The 24,349-nt window shown below is 58.7% G+C and carries 19 protein-coding genes and 1 pseudogene; 15 read left to right on the plus strand and 5 right to left on the minus strand.

The features are described from left to right. Nucleotides 1-2 precede the first annotated feature (2 nt). From ACO06L_RS08030 to ACO06L_RS08040, 3 genes are read left to right on the plus strand one after another with little or no spacing between them, the layout of a single operon-like run. Complete coding sequence (locus ACO06L_RS08030; protein WP_064228193.1) at nucleotides 3-737, plus strand: 5-oxoprolinase subunit PxpA; 735 nt, start codon at nucleotides 3-5, stop codon at nucleotides 735-737. After that, a complete protein-coding gene (gene pxpB / locus ACO06L_RS08035; RefSeq protein ID WP_202347774.1) occupies nucleotides 734-1,426 on the plus strand; it encodes a 5-oxoprolinase subunit PxpB in 693 nt (230 codons plus the stop codon). The genes ACO06L_RS08030 and pxpB overlap by 4 nt, the downstream gene beginning before the upstream one ends. Continuing rightward, nucleotides 1,416-2,360, plus strand: a complete 945-nt coding sequence (locus tag ACO06L_RS08040; RefSeq protein WP_202347775.1) for a biotin-dependent carboxyltransferase family protein — start codon at nucleotides 1,416-1,418, stop codon at nucleotides 2,358-2,360. The genes pxpB and ACO06L_RS08040 overlap by 11 nt, the downstream gene beginning before the upstream one ends. A 32-nt stretch (nucleotides 2,361-2,392) precedes the next feature. On the opposite strand, the gene putA is transcribed toward ACO06L_RS08040, so the two are convergent. Together putA and ACO06L_RS08050 are read right to left on the minus strand one after the other, a co-directional pair. Continuing rightward, complete coding sequence (gene putA / locus ACO06L_RS08045; RefSeq protein ID WP_202347776.1) at nucleotides 2,393-6,022, minus strand: bifunctional proline dehydrogenase/L-glutamate gamma-semialdehyde dehydrogenase PutA; 3,630 nt, start codon at nucleotides 6,020-6,022, stop codon at nucleotides 2,393-2,395. Nucleotides 6,023-6,191: 169 nt separating this feature from the next. After that, entirely contained in the window at nucleotides 6,192-9,686 is a 3,495-nt protein-coding gene (locus ACO06L_RS08050) for an NAD-glutamate dehydrogenase (protein WP_202347777.1), read from the minus strand. A gap of 159 nt (nucleotides 9,687-9,845) precedes the next feature. Here ACO06L_RS08050 and ACO06L_RS08055 point away from each other — a divergent pair, with 159 nt between their 5' ends. Further along, nucleotides 9,846-10,298: an Lrp/AsnC ligand binding domain-containing protein gene (locus ACO06L_RS08055; protein ID WP_064228188.1), complete on the plus strand. Its 453-nt coding sequence runs from the start codon at nucleotides 9,846-9,848 to the stop codon at nucleotides 10,296-10,298. Nucleotides 10,299-10,325: 27 nt separating this feature from the next. On the opposite strand, the gene paaY is transcribed toward ACO06L_RS08055, so the two are convergent. Further along, nucleotides 10,326-10,925, minus strand: a complete 600-nt coding sequence (gene paaY, locus ACO06L_RS08060) for a phenylacetic acid degradation protein PaaY (RefSeq protein WP_064228187.1) — start codon at nucleotides 10,923-10,925, stop codon at nucleotides 10,326-10,328. A 384-nt stretch (nucleotides 10,926-11,309) separates the two neighbouring features. Between paaY and paaG the strand changes: the two genes are divergently transcribed. The 11 genes from paaG to paaZ all read left to right on the plus strand — a co-directional run bounded on the left by paaG (nucleotide 11,310) and on the right by paaZ (nucleotide 22,858). Beyond that, the gene (gene paaG / locus ACO06L_RS08065) at nucleotides 11,310-12,101 is read left to right on the plus strand and encodes a 2-(1,2-epoxy-1,2-dihydrophenyl)acetyl-CoA isomerase PaaG (protein WP_202347778.1); all 792 of its coding nucleotides are present in this window, start codon (nucleotides 11,310-11,312) and stop codon (nucleotides 12,099-12,101) included. Between the two features lie 3 nt (nucleotides 12,102-12,104). Beyond that, nucleotides 12,105-13,625, plus strand: coding sequence for a 3-hydroxyacyl-CoA dehydrogenase PaaH (gene paaH / locus ACO06L_RS08070; protein WP_202347779.1), 1,521 nt, complete (start codon nucleotides 12,105-12,107; stop codon nucleotides 13,623-13,625). After that, the gene (gene paaI, locus ACO06L_RS08075; protein WP_202347780.1) at nucleotides 13,622-14,068 is read left to right on the plus strand and encodes a hydroxyphenylacetyl-CoA thioesterase PaaI; all 447 of its coding nucleotides are present in this window, start codon (nucleotides 13,622-13,624) and stop codon (nucleotides 14,066-14,068) included. The genes paaH and paaI overlap by 4 nt, the downstream gene beginning before the upstream one ends. After that, nucleotides 14,065-15,312 carry a 3-oxoadipyl-CoA thiolase gene (gene pcaF / locus ACO06L_RS08080; protein WP_202347781.1) on the plus strand — a complete coding sequence of 416 codons (1,248 nt, stop codon included), beginning with the start codon at nucleotides 14,065-14,067 and terminating at the stop codon, nucleotides 15,310-15,312. Before paaI ends, pcaF begins: the two co-directional genes overlap by 4 nt. 59 nt (nucleotides 15,313-15,371) lie before the next feature. After that, nucleotides 15,372-16,682: a phenylacetate--CoA ligase PaaK gene (gene paaK / locus ACO06L_RS08085; RefSeq protein ID WP_202347782.1), complete on the plus strand. Its 1,311-nt coding sequence runs from the start codon at nucleotides 15,372-15,374 to the stop codon at nucleotides 16,680-16,682. A gap of 328 nt (nucleotides 16,683-17,010) precedes the next feature. Then, on the plus strand, nucleotides 17,011-18,003 hold the full coding sequence (gene paaA, locus ACO06L_RS08090; RefSeq protein WP_202347783.1) for a 1,2-phenylacetyl-CoA epoxidase subunit PaaA: 993 nt from the start codon (nucleotides 17,011-17,013) through the stop codon (nucleotides 18,001-18,003). A 17-nt stretch (nucleotides 18,004-18,020) separates the two neighbouring features. Further along, a complete protein-coding gene (paaB, locus tag ACO06L_RS08095) occupies nucleotides 18,021-18,302 on the plus strand; it encodes a 1,2-phenylacetyl-CoA epoxidase subunit PaaB (RefSeq protein WP_014577967.1) in 282 nt (93 codons plus the stop codon). A 12-nt stretch (nucleotides 18,303-18,314) separates the two neighbouring features. Beyond that, on the plus strand, nucleotides 18,315-19,079 hold the full coding sequence (gene paaC, locus ACO06L_RS08100) for a 1,2-phenylacetyl-CoA epoxidase subunit PaaC (protein WP_064228182.1): 765 nt from the start codon (nucleotides 18,315-18,317) through the stop codon (nucleotides 19,077-19,079). Beyond that, a complete protein-coding gene (gene paaD, locus ACO06L_RS08105; protein WP_202347784.1) occupies nucleotides 19,063-19,632 on the plus strand; it encodes a 1,2-phenylacetyl-CoA epoxidase subunit PaaD in 570 nt (189 codons plus the stop codon). The genes paaC and paaD overlap by 17 nt, the downstream gene beginning before the upstream one ends. Before the next feature lie 13 nt (nucleotides 19,633-19,645). After that, entirely contained in the window at nucleotides 19,646-20,725 is a 1,080-nt protein-coding gene (paaE, locus tag ACO06L_RS08110) for a 1,2-phenylacetyl-CoA epoxidase subunit PaaE (RefSeq protein WP_202347785.1), read from the plus strand. Nucleotides 20,726-20,812: 87 nt separating this feature from the next. Then, nucleotides 20,813-22,858, plus strand: coding sequence for a phenylacetic acid degradation bifunctional protein PaaZ (paaZ, locus tag ACO06L_RS08115; protein ID WP_202347786.1), 2,046 nt, complete (start codon nucleotides 20,813-20,815; stop codon nucleotides 22,856-22,858). Nucleotides 22,859-22,979: 121 nt separating this feature from the next. Here paaZ and ACO06L_RS08120 read toward each other — a convergent pair whose 3' ends face one another. Next, nucleotides 22,980-23,684, minus strand: coding sequence for an ABC transporter ATP-binding protein (locus tag ACO06L_RS08120; RefSeq protein ID WP_064228284.1), 705 nt, complete (start codon nucleotides 23,682-23,684; stop codon nucleotides 22,980-22,982). 210 nt (nucleotides 23,685-23,894) lie between these two features. After that, nucleotides 23,895-24,344 (minus strand): annotated as a pseudogene (locus ACO06L_RS08125) (hemerythrin domain-containing protein); the annotation flags it as partial. Between the last annotated feature and the right edge of the window lie 5 nt (nucleotides 24,345-24,349).

Raw genomic sequence — 24,349 nt, forward strand, 5'->3', positions numbered from 1 at the left:
CAATGAAACTCAACTGCGATATGGGTGAGAGCTTCGGCACCTGGACCAAGGGTATGGATGCCGAAGTCATGCCCTACATTGATATGGCCAGCATTGCCTGCGGGTTTCATGCATCCGACCCGCTGACCATGGATCACACGGTCAAGCTGGCATTGGCCCAGAACGTCACCATCGGGGCCCACCCCGGCTACCCGGACCTTCTCGGTTTCGGCCGCCGCGACATGGACTGCCGGCCGGACGAGCTCAAGGCCATCCTGGTTTACCAGATGGCCGCACTGAACGGGATCTGTCAGGTGCATGGCACCTCCATTTCCTACGTGAAGCCCCACGGGGCTCTCTATAACCGGATGATGGTGGACAACACCACGCTATCCGTTGTTATGTCCGCAGTGCGCTCTTATGCGCCGCAATGCCCGCTGGTGGTTATGGCAACCCCCGAATGGCAACAGGTCAAGGACCGGGCGGATGAGTACGGTATTGAGGTCTGGTTCGAGGCCTTTTCCGATCGCGCGTACAGCGACGAGGGCAAACTGGTAAAACGGTCGGTACGCGGTGCCGTCCACGAAACCACAGAAGCCATTGAAGAACAGGTCACCCAGATTATCCGGGACGGCACTGTCACCTCAATTTCAGGCAAACGCATTCCGATCAAGGCCGATACAATCTGTATTCACGGTGACAGCTACCATGCCGTCGATGCCGCGCGGCACATGCGGAAAGTTGTTGAGGCACTATGAAGATCGAGTCGGTCAACGAAAACACCTGCATGGTGTATTTTGGCGACCAGATTGGGGCGGAATCTGCGGGCCTGGTCAAACAGGCCAGCGACCGGCTGCGGCGCGATATGTCAGACCTCATCATCGACCTGGTGCCGTCTTACACGTCGATCCTGGTAACCTGGGATCTGGACAAGGCTGACCGGTTTGCCATCACCCGCAGGGTGCGCGCAGTGATAGACGCCGACGACAATGACTCCACCGGGGACGATTCAGCCCGGATCGTCGAGCTGCCCGTCTACTATGATCCGGAAGTGGGGCTGGACCTGGAAGATGTCTGCGGGCATGCCGGCCTGTCCCGGGACGAGGTCATTCGCATCCATAGTGAACAGCTTTATCAGGTCTACGCCATCGGCTTCGCTCCGGGGTTTGCCTACCTGGGAAGTACCGACGAACGGATTGCCATTCCCCGGAAATCCACTCCCCGACTGAAAGTCCCTACCGGCAGTGTCGGCATCGCGGGTACCCAAACCGCAATCTACCCGAGCTGCACCCCCGGTGGCTGGCAGATCATTGGCCGCACGCCGCAGAAAATGGTTGATTGGGACAGCGACTCGCTGGCGCTGGTACAGGTGGGCGATCAGGTGCGCTTTCGCGCCATCAGCCGGGACGAATTCCTCGAGCTGGGAGGCAACCTTGATGAGCTTTGAAGTCCTCGAACCCGGAATGCTCGCCCTTATTCAGGATGCCGGCCGCTACGGCTACCAGCATATGGGGGTGACAACAGGTGGCCCCATGGACGAGTTTGCGTTTTTCTGGGCGAACCGACTGCTGAACAATGATCTCAATGCCCCCCAGATCGAAATCACCTTTGGCAGGTTCAGCCTGAAGGCGAACCATGATGCCTGCATTGCCATTACCGGCGGCGATCTGGGCGCCCGCATCAATGGTCGGGCCATTGAGCCCTGGCGCACCCATCAGATCAGCGCGGGTGACCGGCTGGACTTCACCGCGCCGATGAGCGGCCTGCGGGCCTATCTGGCGGTCAGCGGCGGATTCAAGCCAGCCATGAAACTGGGCAGTTGCGCTACCGTCAGCCGTGAAGGCCTGGGCGGCATCGATGGCCAGGGAGCGAAGCTGGCAAAAGGTGACAGGTTGGAGTTTGAGAGAAACGCAGCATTTGTTGAAGCGTTTCTGCCCGAATCAGACATCCCCGATTACCAGCAGCATCTCCGCCTGGGCGTAATTCCAGGCTACCAGTACGAAAGTTTCCCTGCCGTTCAGCGAATGAAGTTTTTCTCCTGCGACTATGAAATCAGCCAGAATATCGACCGCATGGGCTACCGCCTGAAGGGCGACGCCATTCATTCGGACCTGGACGGAATTGTCTCGGAGGGGATCGCCTATGGCGCCATTCAGGTGCCCAGCGACGGCCAGCCGATTGTTCTTATGAAGGATCGGCAAACCATCGGCGGCTACCCGAAAATCGGCTGTCTGAGTGCCCTGGATGCGGGCCTTCTGGCCCAGAGGGGGCCGGGGTCATCGGTGAGTTTCTATCTTTCGGACGTTGCCGAGGCCGAAGGCCGCCGGATGCTGTTTAACCAACGCTTGAAAACAAACGCGCCCGGCATCAGGGCTGACTGACGCCGGGCGCGTTTGTTACTGATTGCCGCCGATTATTCGGAGGCGGCAATCAGGCTGGCGTTACCGCCCGCTGCAGTTGTGTCGACGCACAGGTGACGTTCGATCACAAACCGCTGATCCAGGGTGTGTTCTGTAATCAGCGGCAGCAACGCGCCATCACGCTTGGCCAATGCCTCACGATAGGCCTTCAGCAAAGACTGAACGCCGCAGCTGACCACCGCCTCGAAGCCGTCGACGGTTGCCAGTGCCTCCGGCTCCAGCAGACCTTCCGCGCCAGTGATTGGCAGTCCGGCATTGGCGGCCTGGTCCACGGTGTCCTGAACACCCGGCGCAATCACCACCACCTTATTACCTTGTGACAACGCGGTGCCGGCCTGCTCCAGAGCAGTTTCCTTATCCGGCCCCAGACACAACACCACACCACGGGCATGGTTGGTCAGGCGGTTGGTCTCACCGGTTGGCCCGGGCAGCTCTTCCACGTGAGCGTCGAGCGGCGCCGGAACGTCCCCGAAGATTGGCTTGATGGCCTCCATGCGGGCATCCGGCTTGGGCGCCTTTAGCTTATCCAGCTGGCCGATCAGCTTCTGCAACTGCTTGGCATCCACTTTCCTGGCGCCGGAATCCGCCTCACGCTCAACCGTTTCACCTTTCAGGAAACGACGAACATACTGGGGACCACCAGCCTTGGGACCTGTGCCGGAAAGGCCTTCACCACCGAAGGGCTGGGAGCCCACGATGGCGCCGATCTGGTTCCGGTTCACATAGGTGTTACCCACCTTGATCCGGCTGGAGATGCGCTCAACCCGGCGATCGACACGGCTGTGGATACCAAACGTCAGGCCGTAGCCCTTGGCATTGATGTCATCCACCACCTTCTCGATATTCTTCGCCTCGAATGTGGCCACATGCAATACCGGCCCGAAGATCTCCTCTTCCAGTTCCTCAATACCACTGACGCTGAGAACCGCCGGCGAAACAAACAGCCCTTTCTCGGGAACTTTCAGCTTCTTCAGGAGCTTGCCGTTGCGCTCGAACTTGTCGCAATGGTCCACGATTTTCTTGCGGGCATTCTCGTCGATCACCGGCCCCACATCCGTGGACAGCAACCAGGGGTCACCGATGCCCAGTTCTTCCATGGCGCCGTACAGCATCTCAAGCAGACCATCGGCAATGTCTTTCTGCACATAAAGCATGCGCAGGGCCGAACAACGCTGGCCGGCACTCTGGAAAGAGGAGGCCAGCACATCGCGCACCACCTGCTCCGGCAGTGCCGTGGAATCCACGATCATGGCGTTGAGACCACCGGTTTCCGCCACCAGCGGCGCGTCCGGCGCCATGTTCTCGGTCATCACCTTGTTGATGCGCTGAGCGGTGGCGGTAGAGCCGGTGAAGCATACGCCACTGACACGGGAATCAGAGGTCAGGGCCGCACCCACGGTGGCGCCGGTGCCCGGCACCAACTGGATGGCATCCGTCGGGATACCGGCCTGGTGCATCAGTTCCACTGCGCGAATGGCCAACAGCGAAGTCTGCTCCGCCGGCTTGGCCACCACGGTGTTACCTGCGGCCAGGTTGGCCAGGATCTGCCCGGTGAAGATGGCCAACGGGAAGTTCCAGGGGGAAATACACACCATGACGCCGCGGGCATCGCCACTGTCTTTATAGCGGATGGCCTCGTTGGCGTAATACTGGGAGAAGTCGACCGCTTCACGGATTTCCGCCACCGCATCCAGCAGCGATTTCCCCGCTTCACGGGTGGTGAGGGCGAACAGCTCTTCGTAGTTCTCCTCATACAGGTCGCCGACCTTACGAACGCACGCTGCGCGCTCTTCAGCGGACTTCTCGGACCAGCTTTTGAACGCAGCTGCAGCAGCGGTAATCGCGGTGTCCACATCAGCGTCCGAAGCCTGGGTTACATGGCCGACCAGATCGTCCGGGTCCGCCGGATTGCGCACTACCTGCACTTCGGTGCCGGCCACTTCGCCGGCAATCACCGGACCGCCCTTCCAGCGATAGTCCTTGTAGGCACCGCGACCCTTCTCGATCTCGTTGACCGTGACCGGATCGGTGATATCCCAGCCCTTGGAGTTGCGACGCTGATCGCCAAACAGTTTGAGCGGATGAACGATCGCCTTGCTGGAGATGTTCTTGCCCATCTGCTCAACGCTGACAATCGGATCCTTGGCAATTTCCTCAGGGGTAATGCTGGTGTCCACGATCTGGTTCACGAAGGAACTGTTGGCACCGTTCTCCAGCAGACGACGCACCAGATACGCCAGCAGATCCTTGTGAGGACCGACAGGCGCGTATATACGGCAGGGCACGCCGCTGACTTTCAGAACCTCATTATGCAGGGACTCGCCCATGCCATGCAGACGCTGGAACTCGTAGTTGTCCACACCCTTGGTTTTGGCCATTTCCAGAATGGAGGAAACCGAATGGGCGTTGTGGGTGGCGAACTGCGGGTAAATGCGGTTCGTCATGTTCAGCAGCTTGGTGGCGCAGGACAGGAACGACACGTCGCTACAGGCCTTACGAGTGAACACGGGGAAGCCGTCCAGGCCCATTACCTGGGCACGCTTGATCTCGGCATCCCAGTAGGCGCCTTTTACCAGTCGCACCATGAACTTGCGGTCGTATTTTTCAGCCAGGCCGTAGAGCCAGTCGATGACGAACGAAGAACGCTTGCCGTAGGCCTGGACCACCACGCCGAAGCCATCCCAGTTCGCAAGCTCGGGATCGGCAACCAGTGCTTCGATCACATCAAGGGAAAGATCCAGACGATCCTGCTCCTCGGCGTCGATGTTGAAGCCCATGTTGGCGGCTGCTGCCTTTTTGACCAGCTTGCGGGCCCGGGGCAGCAGTTCGTTCATCACCCGCTCTTTGTTGCCGTATTCGTAACGGGCCAACAGGGCAGAGAGTTTTACAGAGATGCCGGGATTCTTACGGACATCGCCCTTGCTCGCCTTGGCAATACTATCGATGGCATTGGAATAGGAGTCGTAGTAACGCTTGGCGTCATCATCGGTGCGGGCGGCTTCACCCAGCATGTCGTAGGAATAGGTATAGCCCTTGGCCATGTATTCCTTGGCTTCATCCTGGGCTTCCTCGATATCACGGCCCAGCACGAACTGACGGCCCATTTCCTTCATGGCCTGGCCGGCAACGGTGCGGATGACCGGCTCACCAAAGCGCTTGAGCAGTTTCCGCAGGGTTTCGCCCACGGTATTGCGCTCTGAATCCTTCAGCAGGTTGCTGGTCATCAGCAAGGCGACCGTGGCCGTGTTGATCAGTCCAGACGACGCCTTGCCCACGTGGGTACCCCAGGCGCCGGAGGTGATCTTATCCTCGATCAATTCATGGATGGTCGTGTTGTCAGGCACACGCAACAGCGCCTCCGCCAGACACATCAGTGCCACGCCTTCCTTGGTGGTCAGACCATACTCCGCCAAGAATTTTTCCATGATGGTGGACTTGGCATTCTTGCGAACGCTACGCACCAGTTCAGCCGCACGGGCAGAGATAGCATCGCGCTCGGCCTGGGACAACTGGGCACCAGCAATCATCTCGTGGATAACCTTGTGCTCGTCAGCGAGATAATAATCACGAATCGCCTGCCGGCTATCGACAAGCTCGGGCGTCTGTGATTGCTGCGGTCTCATAGTTGTACCCTCTTAGTTGTTTGTCTCTCCCGCATTCTACCGAGATCAACAAAGACTATTTCTCTATAAAATTCGGACAAGCGCCCCATTACGGCTTTTTTAGATAATGAAAATTTAATATTTTTCTTCCAAAACCTTGTCTTTAGGGCGTTTTGCCTCTCTTCGCCCTCTAAGCGGCTTTCATTGCCAGCTCTCTGAGGACGCCATGTGCCACCGAGAAAACAGCACAATCCACATCATTGGCGGCCTGCATGTCGTTCAGCATCCGCTCCCAACGGGCGAGCAACATCCGCTTGTCCTCGCGCCAGGACTCGAGACGGCTTTCCGGCGTTCCCTCACCTTCCACCGGCTCGGAAAACACGCTGAACGTCAGGTTCCGCAACTGATGATCCAACTCGTCGCGGAAGTGAATGGTCGCCAGTACCTGCCAGTGGCCATTCGCCCGGAACGCTCGCATCTGCCGGTCCAGCCAGGTCAGGTTTAGACTTTCACCAAGAGTGAAATAGACCCAGGCTACGGATTCCAGATCCTCACCCAGCTGACGGGCGATCTCGATCATATCCATCAGCCAGTAGCGGCTTTCTGCGGACGCACACCAGGCCGATAAGTCCTCGGGAACCATCCGCTCACAGTACTCAGCATAGCGGTCATACCACCGACTTGCAGGAATCACCGATTCAAGGCGGCTTCTGGAGGCCAAAACGTCCGCCATCGGGGCCCGGTAATGATCAATGCAGGAAACCGGGTCCAATGCCTGCCGGCGGTTTTGCAGCAGCCAACTGGTGCTGCGGGTGACCAGTCGGATGGCATCGGCAAACAGGTCTGCCTGAACGTCTGCGCTGACTTTTCCATCCAGTGATTCCATAGCCTCCCAGTGGGCGTCTACGTCATGGATTCGCAGGGAGATCAGGTAGGCCGCAGCAATCCGGCCGACATCTGCCCCCGTGGCACTGCGAATACGGTCGAACCAGGTAATGCCCATGCGGTTCACCATATCGTTGGCAATCTGCGTGGCCGAGATTTCGGCACGCAGGGGATGAGATTCGACCGCTTCCGGGAAAGCGGCCAGCAGGGAGGCAGGAAAGGCCGAGTGCAGGGCCGAGTTGAAGCGCGTGTCATGGACGATTGGCGATGCGACCAGGGCCTGCTTGAGCTCAATCTTTGCGTAGGAAACCAGAACCGCCAGCTCCGGCCGTGTCAGACCTCCCCCGTGTTCGCGGCGGGCCTGCAACTCCTCGTCAGAAGGCAGAAATTCAAGACCACGGTCAAGCTTGCCCTCAGCTTCAAGCCTGCGCATCAGGCGATCATACTGGTCAACAGTGGCAACCGCCGGGTTCTGGGCCAGGCTGAGCGCCATGGCCTGCCGGTAATTGTTGCGGAGAACAAGCTCAGCCACTTCCGGGGTCATGGCCCTGAGCATCCGGTTTCGCTCCGGAAGCGACATCAACTGCCGATGCACCAGGTCGTTGAGCAGGATCTTGATATTTACCTCGTGGTCCGAGCAGTCGACGCCACCGGCATTGTCAATAAAGTCGCTGTTCACGGAGCCGCCGCGACGGGCGAAGTCGATCCGGGCCTTCTGGGTCACACCCAGATTGCCGCCTTCACCAAGAGCTTTGCAGCGCAGCTCGGTGCTGTCGATACGCAGAGCGTCATTGGTTTTGTCGCCCACATCCTCGTGGGACTCCGAGGGTGCTTTCACATAGGTACCAATGCCACCGTTCCACAGCATGTCTACGGGTGCTTTCAGCAGAGCGCTGATCAGATCCGCCGGCGACAGGCTTCGAGCCTTTATGCCCAGCACCTTACGCATTTGCGCAGACACCGGGATGGATTTCATGGAACGCGAGAACACCCCGCCGCCATCGCTGATCAACCCGGTGTCATAATCGGCCCAGGAGGAGCCAGGCAGATTGAACAGTCGCTGTCGCTCGCGAAACGACGCCGCGGCATCCGGATTCGGGTCCACAAAAATATGCTGGTGGTTGAACGCACCCACGAGGCGAATCCGGTCTGACAGCAGCATCCCGTTGCCAAACACATCCCCACCCATGTCACCGATACCGACCACCGTGAACTCATCGGACTGGGTATCCGTGCCTTTTTCGAGGAAATGCCGCTTTACCGATTCCCAGGCGCCCCGGGCGGTAATGCCCATTTTCTTGTGGTCATACCCCTCGCTGCCGCCAGAGGCGAAGGCATCGCCCAGCCAGAACCGGTACTCTGCGGCCAGGGTGTTCGCTATGTCGGAAAACGTGGCAGTGCCTTTGTCGGCGGCGACCACCAGATAGGTATCATCGCCGTCATATCGAACCACGTTGTGCGGGGGGACCACCTGACCATCATCCAGGTTGTCGGTGATATCCAGAAGCCCTCTTATAAAGGTCTGATAGCAGGCGACACCTTCCTCCCTCAGAGCCTCCCGTGAGCCGTCACGTGGCGGCTGTTTCACCACGAAGCCACCCTTGGCGCCCGCGGGCACGATCACCGAGTTCTTCACCTGCTGGGCTTTCACCAGACCAAGAATCTCCGTGCGGTAATCCTCAATCCGGTCAGACCAACGGAGCCCGCCCCTGGCCACCGGCCCCGAGCGCAGGTGTACACCTTCAATCCGCGGCGAATAGACAAAAATCTCGAACTTCGGCGTCGGGCGTGGAATATCCGGAATCGACGACGGATCCAGCTTCAGCGACAGGTAGGAAGGAAACCCTCCATCCTCCCGGGTCTGAAAATAGTTGGTTCGAAGCGTTGCCCGGATGAGCATAAAGAAGCGCCGGAGAATGCGGTCATCGTCCAGGCTTGCCACGGCTTCGAGGGAATCCCGAAGCTCAGCCTCCAGCCTTTCGGCTTTTCCCTTCCGACCTTTGATAGTGGGCTCGAAACGGCTGAAGAAGAATGCAACCAGCCGCGAGGTAATATCCGGATGACGGGCAAGGGTCTCTGCGATGAAGGGCTGGCTGAAACCGAATCGAATCTGCTTGATATAGCGGGCATAGGCCCTGATCAACGCCACTTCACGCCAGCCGAGGCCGCACAACATGATCAGCTGGTTAAAATCGTCGTTTTCGGCAAAGCCGTTCCAGATTTCCCGGAACGCTGACTGGATCAACGGCCTTGCAGTGCCCAGATCGGCCGCCCGGCACCTGTCGTGGAGCTCGACGGTAAAATCACTGACCCCGAAGGTTTCCCCATCCCGGCGACGGACCCGATAGGGATGCTCACCCAGAACACGCATTCCCAGGTTCTCCAGAATCGGGATAACGTCTGAGAGAACGACCGGCTGGCCTTCACTGTAGAGTTTGAAGTGGAATCCCGTCTCGGCCGGATCCCGCGGCTGGTAAAAGCGCATGGGGACATCGGTGCTCACCGCGATGGACTGGATCTGCTCGATATCGGCCAGGGCTTCAGCCACCGCAAATCTTGCCCGGTAGGCGGAGGGAAAACCGCCACTGAACACCTGGGCGTAGCGCCCGCCAATCGAATCTCCAAAACTCCGGACCAGCTCGCCATGCAGGTCGTCGTCCCAGGATCGGGATTCCTCCACCATCCGGGCCACGATCTCCCGGAGCTCGAGGGAGTCGTCGTTGTCAGACGCCTGGTTCTGGAGGACGTCGGCAAGCTGTTCCAGCAGGGTTTGTTTTTGTAATGCGCGGGAATCGGTCATCGAAACTCTCCGGACTTGGTCAACATTCACACTGGGCTGATTGAGCTACCAGTATACGCAAGCCCAGAAAGTCACTTAGACCATATAGTTTCGGATTAGAGGAGTTTCGATTATATTTGGCACATCATTTAGCCGTTAATTTAACCCGGAACAGACAACATGGCCGATTTGGATCGAATAGACCAATCCATTATCCGCGAGCTGCAGAAGAACTCCCGGATTACGGTAACCGAGCTTGCGTCCCGGGTGGGCCTCTCCAAAACCCCCTGCCAGGTTCGGATGCGTCGCCTTGAAGAACAGGGGTTCATTACCGGCTACACGGCCCTGGTGAACCAGACGAAGCTGGGCCTCAGCCATATTGCCTTTGCCCAGGTCACTTTGAATGACACTAGCAGCGGCGCTCTCTCCGCCTTTAACAAGGCCGTCCAGAATGTCTCGGCGGTGGAGCAATGCCACATGATTGCCGGAAATTTCGATTATCTGCTCAAAGTCAGAACCCGCAACATGCAAGAATATCGGCAGGTTCTGGGGGAAGAGATTTCGGCCCTGCCCCATGTATTGCAGACGAGTACCTTTGTGGTGATGGAGAACGTCAAGGACGCCGGATTGTAGCCCCCCCGCACCACCCGGCGTCGCCTGTCACTCGGACTGCTCGTACTTGGGCTTGTAGCCACTTGCATCGACACGGGCCCGATCAGGCTCTGCTTCTTCCAGTGGCTGAACTTCCTGCAGGCTGGCGAGGGACCGAAGCGTCAACCGCTGGTATTCTTCAGTCCCCTTCTTCTTCCATGCAATTTCCTTATCGCTGAGCATCCGCATTACCTTGGCCGGTGAGCCAACGATCAGTGAGCCTGGCTCACAGGTGAACTTCGCTTTTACGAAGGCGCAGGCGCCAACGATGGAACGAGGGGCAATATGGGCCTCGTCCATCACCACCGCGTTCATTCCTACCATGGCATCCTCGCCGACGATGCAGCCGTGGAGAATCGCCCCGTGCCCGATATGGCCATTCTTCTCGACAACCGTGTCCATGCCCGGGAAGGCATGCATCACGCAGGTGTCCTGGACATTGGAACCCTGCTTGAGAACGATCCGTCCGAAATCCGCACGTAACGAAGCCGCCGGCCCAACATAGCAATCCGGCCCAATCCAGACATCGCCAATCAGAACGGCCGTGGGATGCACATAGGCGGACGGGTGAACGACGGGAACAACGCCTTCTATACTGTAGCTGGGCATAGCGATCTCCTGGTTGGCCAGGTCCGGCAGTGATCAGCCATACACCGGACTGAACGTGGGACCCGAAAAGCTATTGTGATTCATTTTCTGTATCACATTATCCTTTTCCGGGAGTTTTTTCATACCCTGGCAGCTGTTTTCAGTCCGTAATCCACCATCCTTTGCCTGCCTCACCCAAAGCCCATAAAAATTTTTATCGATTTTTCAGAGACATAGAATTCGAACTCTAGCACGATCGACTAAAGTGATACAAAACCAGGCAAGCACAATCCTTGACGAGTATCAATTCTAAGATATACTCATTTTCCACGATCGATAGCACCGTGCCGATCAAGGACACCTTTCACGCTATCCCCCTACAACAAACAACAGGACAACAACGCCATGACTCAGCCGAGCATTCTTCTTGAAATCGATCAGGGCGTGGCTCTGCTTACCCTGAACCGTCCGGACAACCTGAACAGTTTCAATGTCGAAATGCACGAACGCATGCGCGATGCTATCAGCACCGTGCGCAAGGATGAGTCTGTCCGTGTACTGGTCATTACCGGCTCAGGTCGGGGCTTCTGCGCGGGGCAAGACCTTTCCGACCGCAGCGTCTCGCCGGATCAGGAAATGCCGGACCTGGGCGCTTCACTGGAGAACTACTACAACCCGCTGATGCGTAGCCTGCGTGATCTGCCCATGCCGGTTCTGTGTGCCGTGAATGGCGTGGCGGCCGGCGCAGGCGCCAATATCGCCCTGGCCTGCGACATTACTCTTGCAGCCCGTTCTGCGAATTTCGTTCAGGCCTTCTGCAAGCTGGGCCTGGTGCCTGATTCCGGTGGCACCTGGACACTGCCCCGCGTGGCAGGGATGGCCCGGGCCAAAGGCATGGCACTCCTGGGTGAGAAGATCAGCGCCGAGCAGGCCGAAAACTGGGGCATGATCTGGCGCTGTGTTGATAACGAGCAGCTCATGGAAGAAACCATGAAACTTGCCCGTCATTTCGCGACCCAACCCACCAAGGGCCTTGCGCTTATCAAGCGGGCACTGCACGCCAGTGCCAGCAACACCTTTGAAGAGCAGATCAATCTGGAGCGCGACCTTCAGCGCATGGCCGGGCAGACCGAGGACTATCGTGAAGGCGTTGGCGCCTTCATGGAAAAACGTACGCCGAACTTCAAGGGGAAATAAGCCATGCCGGCACTGGACACCCAAACCAAAGTTGCCGTCGTCGGCGCCGGCGCCATGGGCTCCGGCATTGCCCAGGTGGCCGCCCAGGCAGGCCATCAGGTTTACTTGCACGACCAGAGAGAGGGTGCCGCCGAGGCGGGCCGTGACGGTATCGCCAAACAGCTTCAACGTCGTGTCGACAAAGGCAAGATGCAGCAGCAGGAGCTGGACGATGTTATCGGCCGGATTCACCCGGTTGCAAAGCTTGATGACGTCGCAGACGCCGGGCTGGTGATCGAGGCCATCATCGAAGATCTCCAGATCAAACGTCAGCTGCTGGCGAACCTCGAGAACCTGTGTGGCGGGGATGCGATCCTCGCCACCAATACCTCCTCCATCTCTGTGACGGCCCTCGGCGCTGAAATGAACAAGCCCGAGCGCCTGGTAGGCATGCACTTCTTCAACCCGGCGCCCCTCATGGCTCTGGTAGAAGTCGTCATGGGGCTAGCGACCAGCCAGGCCGTCGCCGATACCGTTCATGCCACGGCAACCGCCTGGGGCAAGAAACCGGTCTACGCGACATCGACTCCCGGCTTTATCGTCAACCGCGTGGCCCGTCCGTTTTACGCGGAAAGCCTCCGTCTGCTGCAGGAACAGGCCACCGACGCCGCCACACTGGATGCCATTATCCGCGAAGCCGGCCAGTTCCGCATGGGCGCATTCGAGCTGACCGACCTGATCGGACACGACGTCAATTACGCGGTGACCAACTCGGTCTTCAATTCCTATTATCAGGACCCCCGCTTTCTGCCGTCACTGATCCAGAAAGAACTGGTGGAAGCTGGTCGCCTGGGACGCAAGAGCGGCCACGGATTCTATCCCTATGACGAGAGTGCGGAAAAGCCGCAGCCAAAGACCGAGCCGGCACATCAATCCGATGAGTCCGTGGTCATTGCCGAGGGCAATCCCGGTGCGGCTGCTCCGCTGCTGGAACGTCTCAAGGCTGCCGGCCTGACGATTGTCGAGCGCGACGGTCCGGGGCAGATCCGTTTTGGCGATGCGGTACTGGCACTCACCGACGGCCGAATGGCTACGGAACGCGCTGCCAGCGATGGCGTTTCCAATCTGGTGCTGTTTGATCTGGCCTTCGACTACAGCAAAGCCTCCAGGCTTGCCCTGGCGCCAGCCGACCAGGCTTCCGAAGCAGCAGTTTCCTGCGCCTGTGCTTTACTGCAGAAAGCGGGTATTGCCGTCAGCCTGATCGCTGACCGCCCCGGCCTGGTCATCATGCGCACCGTTGCCATGCTGGCCAACGAAGCTGCCGATGCCGCCCTGCACGGTGTGGCGACAATCGCGGATATCGATTTGGCAATGAAAGCGGGCCTGAACTATCCCGACGGCCCCCTGAGCTGGAGCGACCGCCTCGGCGCAGGCCACGTGTTCAAGGTGCTCACCAACATCCAGACCAGCTATGCAGAAGACCGCTATCGCCCTGCCCTGCTGCTCCGGAAGAACGCATTTGCACAGAAGGGGTTTTATTCATGAGCGAGATGGATCCGCAAGTACTCGCCGAAGAATGCGCCAAGGCCATGTTCGCGCGGGACCGCGCCAGCCAGAGACTGGGCATGAACATCGAGTCCGTTGCCCCGGGCAAGGCAGTGCTCACCATGACGGTCACCGGCGACATGATCCAGGGCCACGGCTCCTGCCACGGCGGTTACCTGTTCACCCTGGCCGATTCGGCATTTGCGTTTGCCTGTAACAGCTATGACCGGGCCACCGTGGCCTCCGGTTGCAGCATTGATTACATGTACGGCGCCAAGGAGGGCGACCTGCTGACTGCCACCGCCGAAGAACAGGCCCGCGGCGGCCGCACAGGCGTTTACGACATCACACTAACCAATCAGGACGGCCGCAAGGTTGCCCTGTTCCGGGGCCGCTCCTATGAGGTTCGTGGCACCGTACGTAATTCGGAGGAAACTGCATGAGCACCGACAATACCCTTAAAGACGCCTACATCGTCGATGCCATCCGCACCCCCATCGGTCGTTACGGCGGTGCCCTTTCCGCCGTGCGGGCAGATGACCTGGGCGCCATTCCCATCAAGGCGCTTACCGAACGCCATCCGGATCTGGACTGGTCGAAAATTGACGACGTTCTTTATGGCTGTGCCAACCAGGCCGGTGAAGACAATCGCGACGTTGCCCGCATGTCCCTGCTGCTGGCAGGCCTGCCGGTCGACGTACCGGGCAGCACCATCAACCGTCTGTGCGGTTCCGGTATGGATGCGGTCGGCAGCGCCGCCCGGGCCATCCGTACCGGCGAAACCCAGCTGATGATTGCCGGCGGCGTCGAATCCATGTCCCGCGCTCCCTTCGTTATGGGCAAGGCCGACTCTGCATTCAGTCGCAAGGCGGAGATTTTTGACACCACCATCGGCTGGCGCTTTGTAAACCCGGTACTTAAAAAGCAATACGGCATTGATTCCATGCCCGAGACGGCGGAAAACGTTGCGGCCGACTTCGGCATTTCCCGGGAAGACCAGGACGCGTTCGCCCTGCGCAGCCAGCAGCGCACCGCGGCTGCCCAGAAAGAAGGCCGGCTGGCCGCTGAAATCACGCCGGTAACCATTCCCCGCCGCAAGCAGGACCCACTGGTGGTGGACACCGACGAGCATCCCCGGGAGACCAGCCTTGAAAAGCTGGCCTCGCTGCCAACCCCTTTCCGCGAAAACGGCACGGTCACTGCTGGCAATGCCTCCGGCGTGAACGACGGCGCCTGCGCACTGCTGCTGGCCGGAGCCGACGCCCTCAAACAGTACAACCTCAAGCCCCGCGCCCGGATTGTTGCCATGTCAACCGCCGGTGTGGAGCCACGGATCATGGGCTTTGGCCCGGCACCGGCCACCCGAAAGGTTCTGGCCACGGCTGGTCTGGAACTGGCCGATATGGATGTGATTGAGCTGAATGAAGCCTTCGCAGCCCAGGCCCTGGCGGTAACCCGGGATCTCGGCCTGCCGGATGATGCCGAGCACGTAAACCCGAACGGTGGCGCCATTGCCCTTGGCCACCCCCTGGGCATGAGCGGCGCCCGGCTGGTAACCACTGCCCTGAACGAACTGGAGCGTCGCCACGCCGCCGGCCAGAAAGCCCGGTATGCCCTGTGCACCATGTGCATCGGCGTTGGCCAGGGCATCGCCCTGATCATTGAACGGGCGGATGCGGTGGCCTGAAGCCACCCGTCAACAAGAACAAAGACCATTATTCGACAAGAACAACGCAGGACAGAACCATGACCTTACCACTGCAAAAACTTGGCAAACTTGACCGCATGGAAACCGCCAGCATTGATGAGCTGCGCCACGAACAACTGCAGCGTCTGCGCTGGAGCGTTGTCCATGCCTACACCAACGTGCCTTTTTACCGCAAAGCGTTTGATGACCTGGGGCTGAAACCCATGGACATCAACTCGCTGGAAGACCTGGCCAAGGTGCCATTCACCACCAAGGCGGATCTGCGAGACAACTACCCGTTCGGCATGTTTGCCACACCCATGTCCGATGTGGTGCGGGTGCACGCCTCCAGTGGTACAACCGGCAAGCCAACCGTGGTCGGCTACACCCAGAGTGATATCAACACCTGGGCCGACATTGTGGCGAGGTCCATCCGGGCCGGTGGCGGCTCCCGTGGCGACAAGGTCCATGTAGCTTACGGCTACGGCCTTTTCACCGGCGGTCTGGGCGCCCACTACGGCGCCGAACGCCTTGGCTGCACGGTCATTCCGATGTCTGGCGGCCAGACCGAGAAGCAGGTCCAGCTGATCAAGGATTTCGAACCGGACATCATCATGGTAACGCCGTCCTACATGCTGAACATCGCCGACGAAATGGAGCGTCAGGGCATTGATCCCCATAAACTGCCCCTGCGGCTCGGCGTTTTCGGCGCAGAGCCATGGACCAACGCCATGCGATCAGAGATCGAGGAGCGCCTGGGCATCGAGGCTCTCGATATCTACGGCCTGTCGGAAGTTATGGGTCCGGGCGTGGGCATGGAATGCATTGAAACCAAAGATGGCCCGACCATCTGGGAAGATCACTTCTATCCGGAAATCATCAATCCGGAAACCGGCGAAGTACTGCCTGACGGTGAATACGGTGAGCTGGTCTTCACATCATTGACCAAGGTGGCCCTGCCGATTCTGCGCTACCGCACCCGAGATCTCACCCGCCTGCTCCCGGGCACAGCGCGTCCGATGCGCCGGATTGACAAAATTACCGGCCGCAGCGACGACATGCTGATCATCCGCGGTGTAAACGTGTTCCCCAGCCAGATCGAGGAACAGGTTCTGAAGTGCGAGTCCCTGGCGCCTCACTACGAGATCGAGGTTTACAAGGATGGCAACCTGGACTGCGTGGACATCCGTGCCGAGCTGAAACCGGGCGTAACCGACACCCCCGAAAGTCGTGCCGCGGCAGCCAAGGAACTGGCGCACCACATCAAGTCCTACATCGGGATCAGCACCCGTGTCGAGGTGGTGGAAACCAATCGCCTGGCTCGCTCAGAAGGCAAGGCCAAGCGCGTTTTCGACCGCCGTAACAAGTAAACCCGACCGACCAGCGGAGAGTCAGCCGGCAGCGGATGCCACTGACTCTCGCGCCTCTACCTGTCTTCCTTACCTCAGAATTGCCGATTTAATTTGACTCTCCTTTTGCTGATCTCAATAGCATTTTCTCACGTATCACTTTTTTTATTATGCAAATCAGCAATATAAGAGCCTAAAAGGAAGCTTTAAGATATAACATGACACACAAAGACAGTTCTTGATATTTATTCAGTATCATATAATATGGAGTCATTGGCCTTCAGTCCTTACTGAGGGATCTCTGTTCACGGACAACAGAACAACAAGCCCGATCCGGAGGTAATTGTTTATGTACGCCCAGCTCGTTGAAACCGGCGCCAAGCGCCTGAAGACCAAAGAGGAAATGTCGCCCGAAGAGCGCGAGTTTCAGGAAAAGGTCGACGCCGAAACCAAGATCGAACCCAAAAACTGGATGCCGGAAGGCTACCGGAAGACCCTGATCCGCCAGATTTCCCAGCACGCTCACTCTGAAGTGGTTGGCATGCTGCCGGAAGGCAACTGGGTAACCCGTGCACCGACGCTCAAGCGCAAACTCCAGTTGATGGCGAAGATTCAGGACGAAGCGGGCCATGGCCTGTACCTGTACAGCGCCATGGAAACCCTGGGTGCCGACCGTGACGAAGAGATCGAAAAGCTGCACCAGGGCAAAGCCAAGTATTCCAGCATCTTCAACTACCCGACCCTGAACTGGGCGGACATGGGTGCCGTTGGCTGGCTGGTAGACGGCGCCGCCATCGTTAACCAGGTGGTGCTGCAGCGTACCTCCTATGGCCCCTATTCCCGCGCCATGATCCGCATCTGCAAGGAAGAAAGCTTCCACCAGCGTCAGGGTTACCAGATCCTGCTGGACATGATGCGCGAAGGCACCGAGGAACAGAAAGCCATGGTGCAGGACGCCATTAACCGTCTGTGGTGGCCGGCACTGATGATGTTCGGACCGCATGACGACGAGTCCCCGAACTCCCAGCAGTCCATGGCCTGGAAGATCAAGCGCAAGAGCAACGACGAACTGCGCCAGATGTTTATTGACCAGACCGTGCCGCAGCTCGAATTCCTTGGCTGCACTGCACCGGATCCGGACCTGAAGTGGAACGAAGAAACCGGCCACTACGATTTCGGTGAGATCAACTGGCAGGAATTCTACGACGTTCTCAAGGGCAACGGTCCCTGCAACCGCGAGCGCATCAAAACTCGCAAAAACGCAATTGACGAAGGCGCCTGGGTCCGTGAAGCGGCCGTCGCCTACGCCGAAAAACAAAAACAGCGCGCACAAGCCGCCTGATACCGGAGGAACACAACATGTCTGAATGGCGCCTTTACGAAGTCTTTGTGCGGTCCAAGCACGGCCTGAACCACAAACACGTGGGCAGCGTGCATGCCGCTGACGCCGAGATGGCCATGGAAAACGCCCGTGACCTTTATACCCGCCGCAACGAAGGCGTAAGTATCTGGGTGGTTCCCTCCGACGCTATCACGGCCTCCGCATCCGATGAGAAGGAAGTACTCTTCGATCCGTCGGAAGACAAGGTTTACCGGCACGCTTCCTTCTACAAGCTGCCCGATGAAGTCGGACACATGTAAGGAGCGGTACCAATGACACAAGCAGAAGCATTAAAGGAATACCTGCTGCGCCTGGCGGATTCCGACATGATCCTGGGTCAGCGCCTGTGCGAACTGTGCGGCAAGGCTCCGGCACTTGAGGAAGAGATGGCACTGATGAACGTTGCCCTCGACCTCGTCGGTCAGGCCCGCAACTGGTACGAGTACGCAGCCGAGCTGATCAATGATGGCCGTGATGCCGACAAACTGGCATTTCGCCGCGATGCGCATGAGTATCGCAATCTGCTGATGACCGAGCAGCCCAACGAGGACTACGCGGTCACCATGGGTCGTCAGTTCTTCTTCGACGTGTACCACTACTTCACGCTCAAGAGCCTCACCGAATCCAGCGACGAGCGCATTGCCGGCATCGCTGCCAAGGCGCTGAAAGAGGCGACCTATCACTTGCGTCGTTCCTCGGAGTGGGTGAAGCGTCTGGGCGATGGCACCGAAGAAAGCCACCGCCGCATGCAGGAGGCTGTCGATATCCTGTGGCGCTTTACCGGTGAGCTGATCACTCCGGACGACACCGATCGTGTGATGGCTGAGGCGGGCATTGGCCCGGATCCTGACCAGCTGGCCAAAGACTGGCGCGGCATGGTCAACGAGGTACTCACCCAGGCAACCCTGACGCCGGGCGCGGAAGACGCGTGGATGTACATGGGTGGCAAGCACGGCGAGCATACCGAACACCTTGGTTTCATTCTGGCAGAAATGCAGTTCCTGCAGAGGGCCTATCCCGATGCCACAACATGGTGATTCAGACAGCCGGTCAGCTGTCGACATTCTGATTGCCAGTGATCGGGTGCCGGCCAATGCCCGCCCCGATCTGCTGACAGAGGACGACATCTGGGCACTGCTTGAAGAGGTCAAAGACCCTGAAGTGCCGGCAGTCAGTGTCGTGGAGCTCGGCATTGTCCGGGCGGTTCACTGGGATGGCAAAGAGCTGTCCGTTGATGTGACCCCGACCTACTCCGGTTGCCCAGCCACCGAATTGATTGAGGAACTGATTGCCGAGGCCCTGCGGGCCGCAGGCTTCCGGGATCCGAAAATCAAACAGGTGCTGACCCCTGCCTGGACCACCGACTGGATCACAGACGAAGGCAAAGAGAAGCTTCGGGCATTCGGCATCGCGCCGCCTGAGGGCAGTTCGAGCAAGATGAGCCTGCTCGGGGAGCCGGAAGTCATTGCCTGTCCTCACTGCGGCAGCAAGGACACCGAACGGGTCAGCGAGTTCGGATCCACCGCCTGTAAAGCCCTTTACCGTTGCAAGGAATGCCTCGAGCCCTTCGACTATTTCAAATGCATCTAGAGCCGATACGATCATGAACAAATTCTACTCACTGACCCTCAAAGAGGTCAGACCTGAAACAAGAAACGCCGTATCACTTGCTTTTGACGTGCCAGAAGATCTGGCAGACAAGTTCCATTACCAGCAGGGCCAGCACCTGATCGTGCGCACCAAGCTGGATGGTGAGGAAGTCCGCCGCTCCTACTCGATCTGCCGCAGCGTCAACGACCAGGAACTGCGTATTGCCGTCAAACAGGTTCCCGGTGGTCGCTTCTCCACGTTCGCCAATGAGCAGCTCAAGCCCGGCCAGACACTCGAAGTCATGCCTCCCCAGGGTCATTTTTCCATCGATCTGGACCCGGAGCGTGAAGGCAATTACCTGGCCGTTGCCGCCGGCAGTGGCATCACACCGATTCTGTCGATCGTGAAAACCACACTGGAGACCGAGCCTAAGAGTGAGGTCACCCTGTTCTACGGCAACAAGGCCACCAGCAGCACCATGTTCCGTGACGAGCTGCAGGACCTGAAGAACGAGTACATGTCACGCCTGAACCTGGTGTACATCTTCACCCGCGAAGAGCAGGACATTGACCTGTATAACGGTCGCATCGATCACGAGAAGTGCGACAAGCTGTTCGACCACTGGATTAATGCCAAGGAACTGACTGCCGCCTTCATCTGTGGCCCACAGTTGATGACCGAAACCGTGCGGGACTCCCTGCTGAACCACGGCATGGAAAAGAGCAAGATCCACTTCGAACTGTTTACCCCGGCTGGCGGTGTTCCCCAGGCCCGGCAAGACCGGGATCCGGCCCACGTCGATCCCCAGTCGATCAGCGAAGTGACCGTGATTGCGGATGGCCGCTCCCTGACTTTCCCGCTGGTGCGCGATACCAAGAGCATCCTCGATGCCGGGAACGAGGAAGGCGCCGATCTGCCCTACTCGTGCAAGGCCGGCGTCTGCTCGACCTGCCGCGCCAAGGTGGTGGAAGGCGAAGTGGAGATGGACCAGAACTTTGCTCTGGAAGACTACGAGGTGGAAGCCGGTTACGTGCTTTCCTGCCAGTGCTACCCGATCAGCGACAAGGTGGTTCTGGACTACGACGAAATGTAGTTTCCGCCCCCAAAACAAGACAAGAGCAAGGCAAGTCCCGCAGCAACGGGGCTTGCCTTCGCGTTTCAGAAACGAATGGAGTTCCCCATGTCAGTCCTGAAAAGTTTCATTGCCGGCCAATGGGTCGGTGAAAAGCCTGCCAAGGCTTTGCCCAGTGCGGTGAATGGCGAGATCGTTGCTCACACCCACGACGACACCCTCGATTTCAAGAACGCTGTTGAGTATGGCCGCAAGGTTGGCGGCAAAAATCTGATGGCGATGGATTTCCAGGAGCGTGCCCTGGCCCTGAAGGCCATGGCCCTGTACCTCCAGGAACACAAGAAAGAACTTTACGCCCTGTCGATGCATACCGGTTCCACCAAGGGCGATAACGGCATTGATATTGATGGCGGCTTCGGCACCCTGTTCTCCTACGCGAGCATGGGCCGGCGCGAACTGCCCTCCGGCAATGTTGTTCACGAAGGACCGGTAACACCACTGGGCAAGAACAACCACTTTGCAGGCACCCATATCCTGGTGCCCCGTGGTGGTGTGGCGGTTCACATTGATGCCTACAACTTCCCGGTGTGGGGCATGCTCGAAAAGTTTGCACCCACCTTCCTGGCGGGCATGCCGTCCATCGTGAAGCCGGCCACCTCAACCTGCTACGTGACCGAACTGGCCGTTCGCCTGATGCAGGAATCCGGCGCGCTTCCTGAGGGCAGCCTGCAGCTGATCATCGGCAGCACCGGCGACCTGTTTGACCATCTGGAAGAGCAGGACGTAGTGACCTTTACCGGTTCCGCCGCAACCGCCCGCAAACTCAAGAACCATCCGAACATCATTAACCGTTCGATTCCGTTCAACGCCGAGGCCGATTCACTGAACAGTGCCATTCTGGCGCCGGACGTCACCCCGGAGCACGAAGAATTCGACATCTTCGTGAAGGAAATACGCCGCGAGATGACCGCCAAGGCCGGTCAGAAATGTACCGCCATTCGTCGAATCCTGGTGCCGAAAGATCAGGTAAACGCGGTCTGCGACAAGCTGAAAGAGCAGCTTTCCAAGGTCACCGTGGGCGATCCTGCGGTAGAGGGCGTTCGCATGGGCGCCCTGGCTTCCGTCGACCAGCTGGAAGATGTGAAAGCCAATATCCAGGAACTGCTCAAGACCAGTGAGCTGGTTGTTGGTGGCGAAGGCAACTTCAAGGCCACTGGCGATGGCACAGAAAAAGGCGCTTTCATTGAGCCCCACCTGCTGCTGTGCCGGAACCCGGAAAATGGCTGTGGCGCCCACGACATTGAGGCGTTCGGCCCCGTGGCCACGGTGATTCCCTACGACACCATCGAGGATGCCGTTGAGCTATGTTCAAAAGGCCGCGGCTCCCTGGTCACTACCCTGACCACCCGGGACCCCGCCATTGCCGGCAGGATCGCGCCACTGCTGGCCGCTTTCCATGGCCGCCTGCACCTGCTGGACGCTGAAGCCGCGAAGGAATCGACCGGTCACGGCTCGCCCCTGCCCATGCTGAAGCATGGCGGCCCCGGGCGCGCCGGCGGCGGTGAGGAACTGGGCGGTATCCGTGCGGTTCACCACTACCTGCAGCGCACCGCCATCCAGGGCTCTCCGACCATGCTGGCAGCGGTTACCCGCGAGTATGTGCGCGGTGCGAACGTTATCGAAACCGAGGTACATCCGTTCCGTCGCCACTTTGAGGACCTGCAGATCAACGAGTCCCTGCTGACACATCGCCGCACGGTGACCGAAGCAGACATCGTGAACTTTGGCTGCCTCTCAGGCGATCATTTCTACATGCATTTCGATGAGCTTGCTGCGCGCGAATCCCAGTTCGGCAAGCGCATCGCCCATGGTTACTTTGTACTGTCGGCCGCTGCCGGCCTGTTCGTTTCCCCGGGTGAAGGTCCGGTACTGGCGAACTACGGCCTGGACACACTGCGGTTCATTGAACCGGTAGCGCCGGGTGACACCATCCGCGCACGGCTGACGTGCAAGCGCAAGATCGATCAGGGTCGGACATCCCCCGACGGCCACCCCCAGGGTGTGGTTGTATGGGACGTCCAGGTGACCAACCAGAACGACGAGCTGGTTGCGAGCTACGACATCCTGACACTGGTTGCCAAGAGGCCCGAGTAACACCGGGCTTCCCTGCTTTCTCCCTGTCTTGGACCCCAGGGGGAAAGCGTCAGGCAAATAAAAGGGGGACAGGTCGCAAGACCTGTCCCCCTTTTATTGGTGCAAGGAAAGTTCCGGGCGTTTACATGCCCAGGTAAGCCTCACGAACCTTCTCATTGCTGAGCAGTTCACGGCCGGTGCCTTCGATCACCACCTTGCCGGTCTCCAGCACATAGCCACGATCTGCGAGGGCCAGCGCCTGGGAGGCGTTCTGCTCTACCAGGAAGATGGTAATGCCCTCTTCCTTGAGCTCTTTAACGATGTTGAAGATCTCTTCGATGATCAACGGCGCCAGACCCATACTGGGCTCGTCCAGAAGCAGCAGCCTCGGCTTGGCCATCAGGGCACGCCCCATGGCCAACATCTGCTGCTGACCGCCGGAGAGCTCACCCGCCAGGTTATGACGCTTCTGACGCAGGATCGGGAACTTGGTGTACATCCGCTCCAGATCGTCCATTACCTCGGGGGTTTTGCCCCGGGTATAAGCACCCAACAGCAGGTTGTCGTGAACGCTCAGGTCCTTGAACACCTGCCGGCCTTCTGGCACCTGAACAATGCCATCAGCCACCCGCTGATCCGCGCTGATCTTGGACAGATCCTTGCCCTCGAAGGTGATGGCACCACGGTCGGTGGGCTGCAAACCAGAAATAGTCATCAGCAAGGTGGACTTGCCGGCACCATTGGCGCCGACAAGTGACACGATCTCACCACTGTTGATGTGGATGTCCACATCATGCAGCACTTCAATCTGGCCGTAAGACGTCACCAGCCCCTTAATGGACAGCATCTCTTCTTTAGCATGAGGTGCAGTAACCCGGTCCGCATGCTTCAGGCCGAGACCACCGAATTTCTCTGGGGTGTAGCTGACAATCTGGTGCCGCAGTTCCCGGAACTCTTCCCGGACGCGCTCACCGAACAACGGATCATTTTCCACGTCCCGGGCTTCGATGATCTGCTGCCAGTCTTCTTCCGTCAGCAGTTTACGGGCCCGCGGAATGACCACACCCTCTTCCTTGCGAATATGTTTGCGCAAGGCTTCCGTGAAACGCGCCAGAGCATGACTGAACTCTTCGCGACCTTCTGGCCAGCCTTTTTCGCATTCCGCCAACAACTGGCGCAACTCCACCAACTTTTCGTGACCGATGACATAACCCTTGGCCAGCTTCTCCAGCAGAGGCGCTGTTTCGGGGGACTTCTCACTGAGCCGTTTGTACAGCTCAATGTCCGTGGGCGTGCTATGGACCCGCTGGGAGAAGTGCTGAATGTAATCAAAAATAGTTGTCAGCAGCCGCTCATCCGGCCGCTGATCGTTGAGATTCATATCACTCAGAAGCTGATCCAGCAGATCCAGAATCCGCCACAGCGCCTGGTGTTCATGAACAATAATCCGTACGGCCTGCTCACTGCGTGACTGGGCAGGCGCCATTTCAGTGTTTTGCTCGCTCATGTGAA

The organism is Marinobacter sp., from assembly GCF_965229985.1.
Classification (GTDB): Bacteria; Pseudomonadota; Gammaproteobacteria; order Pseudomonadales; family Oleiphilaceae; genus Marinobacter.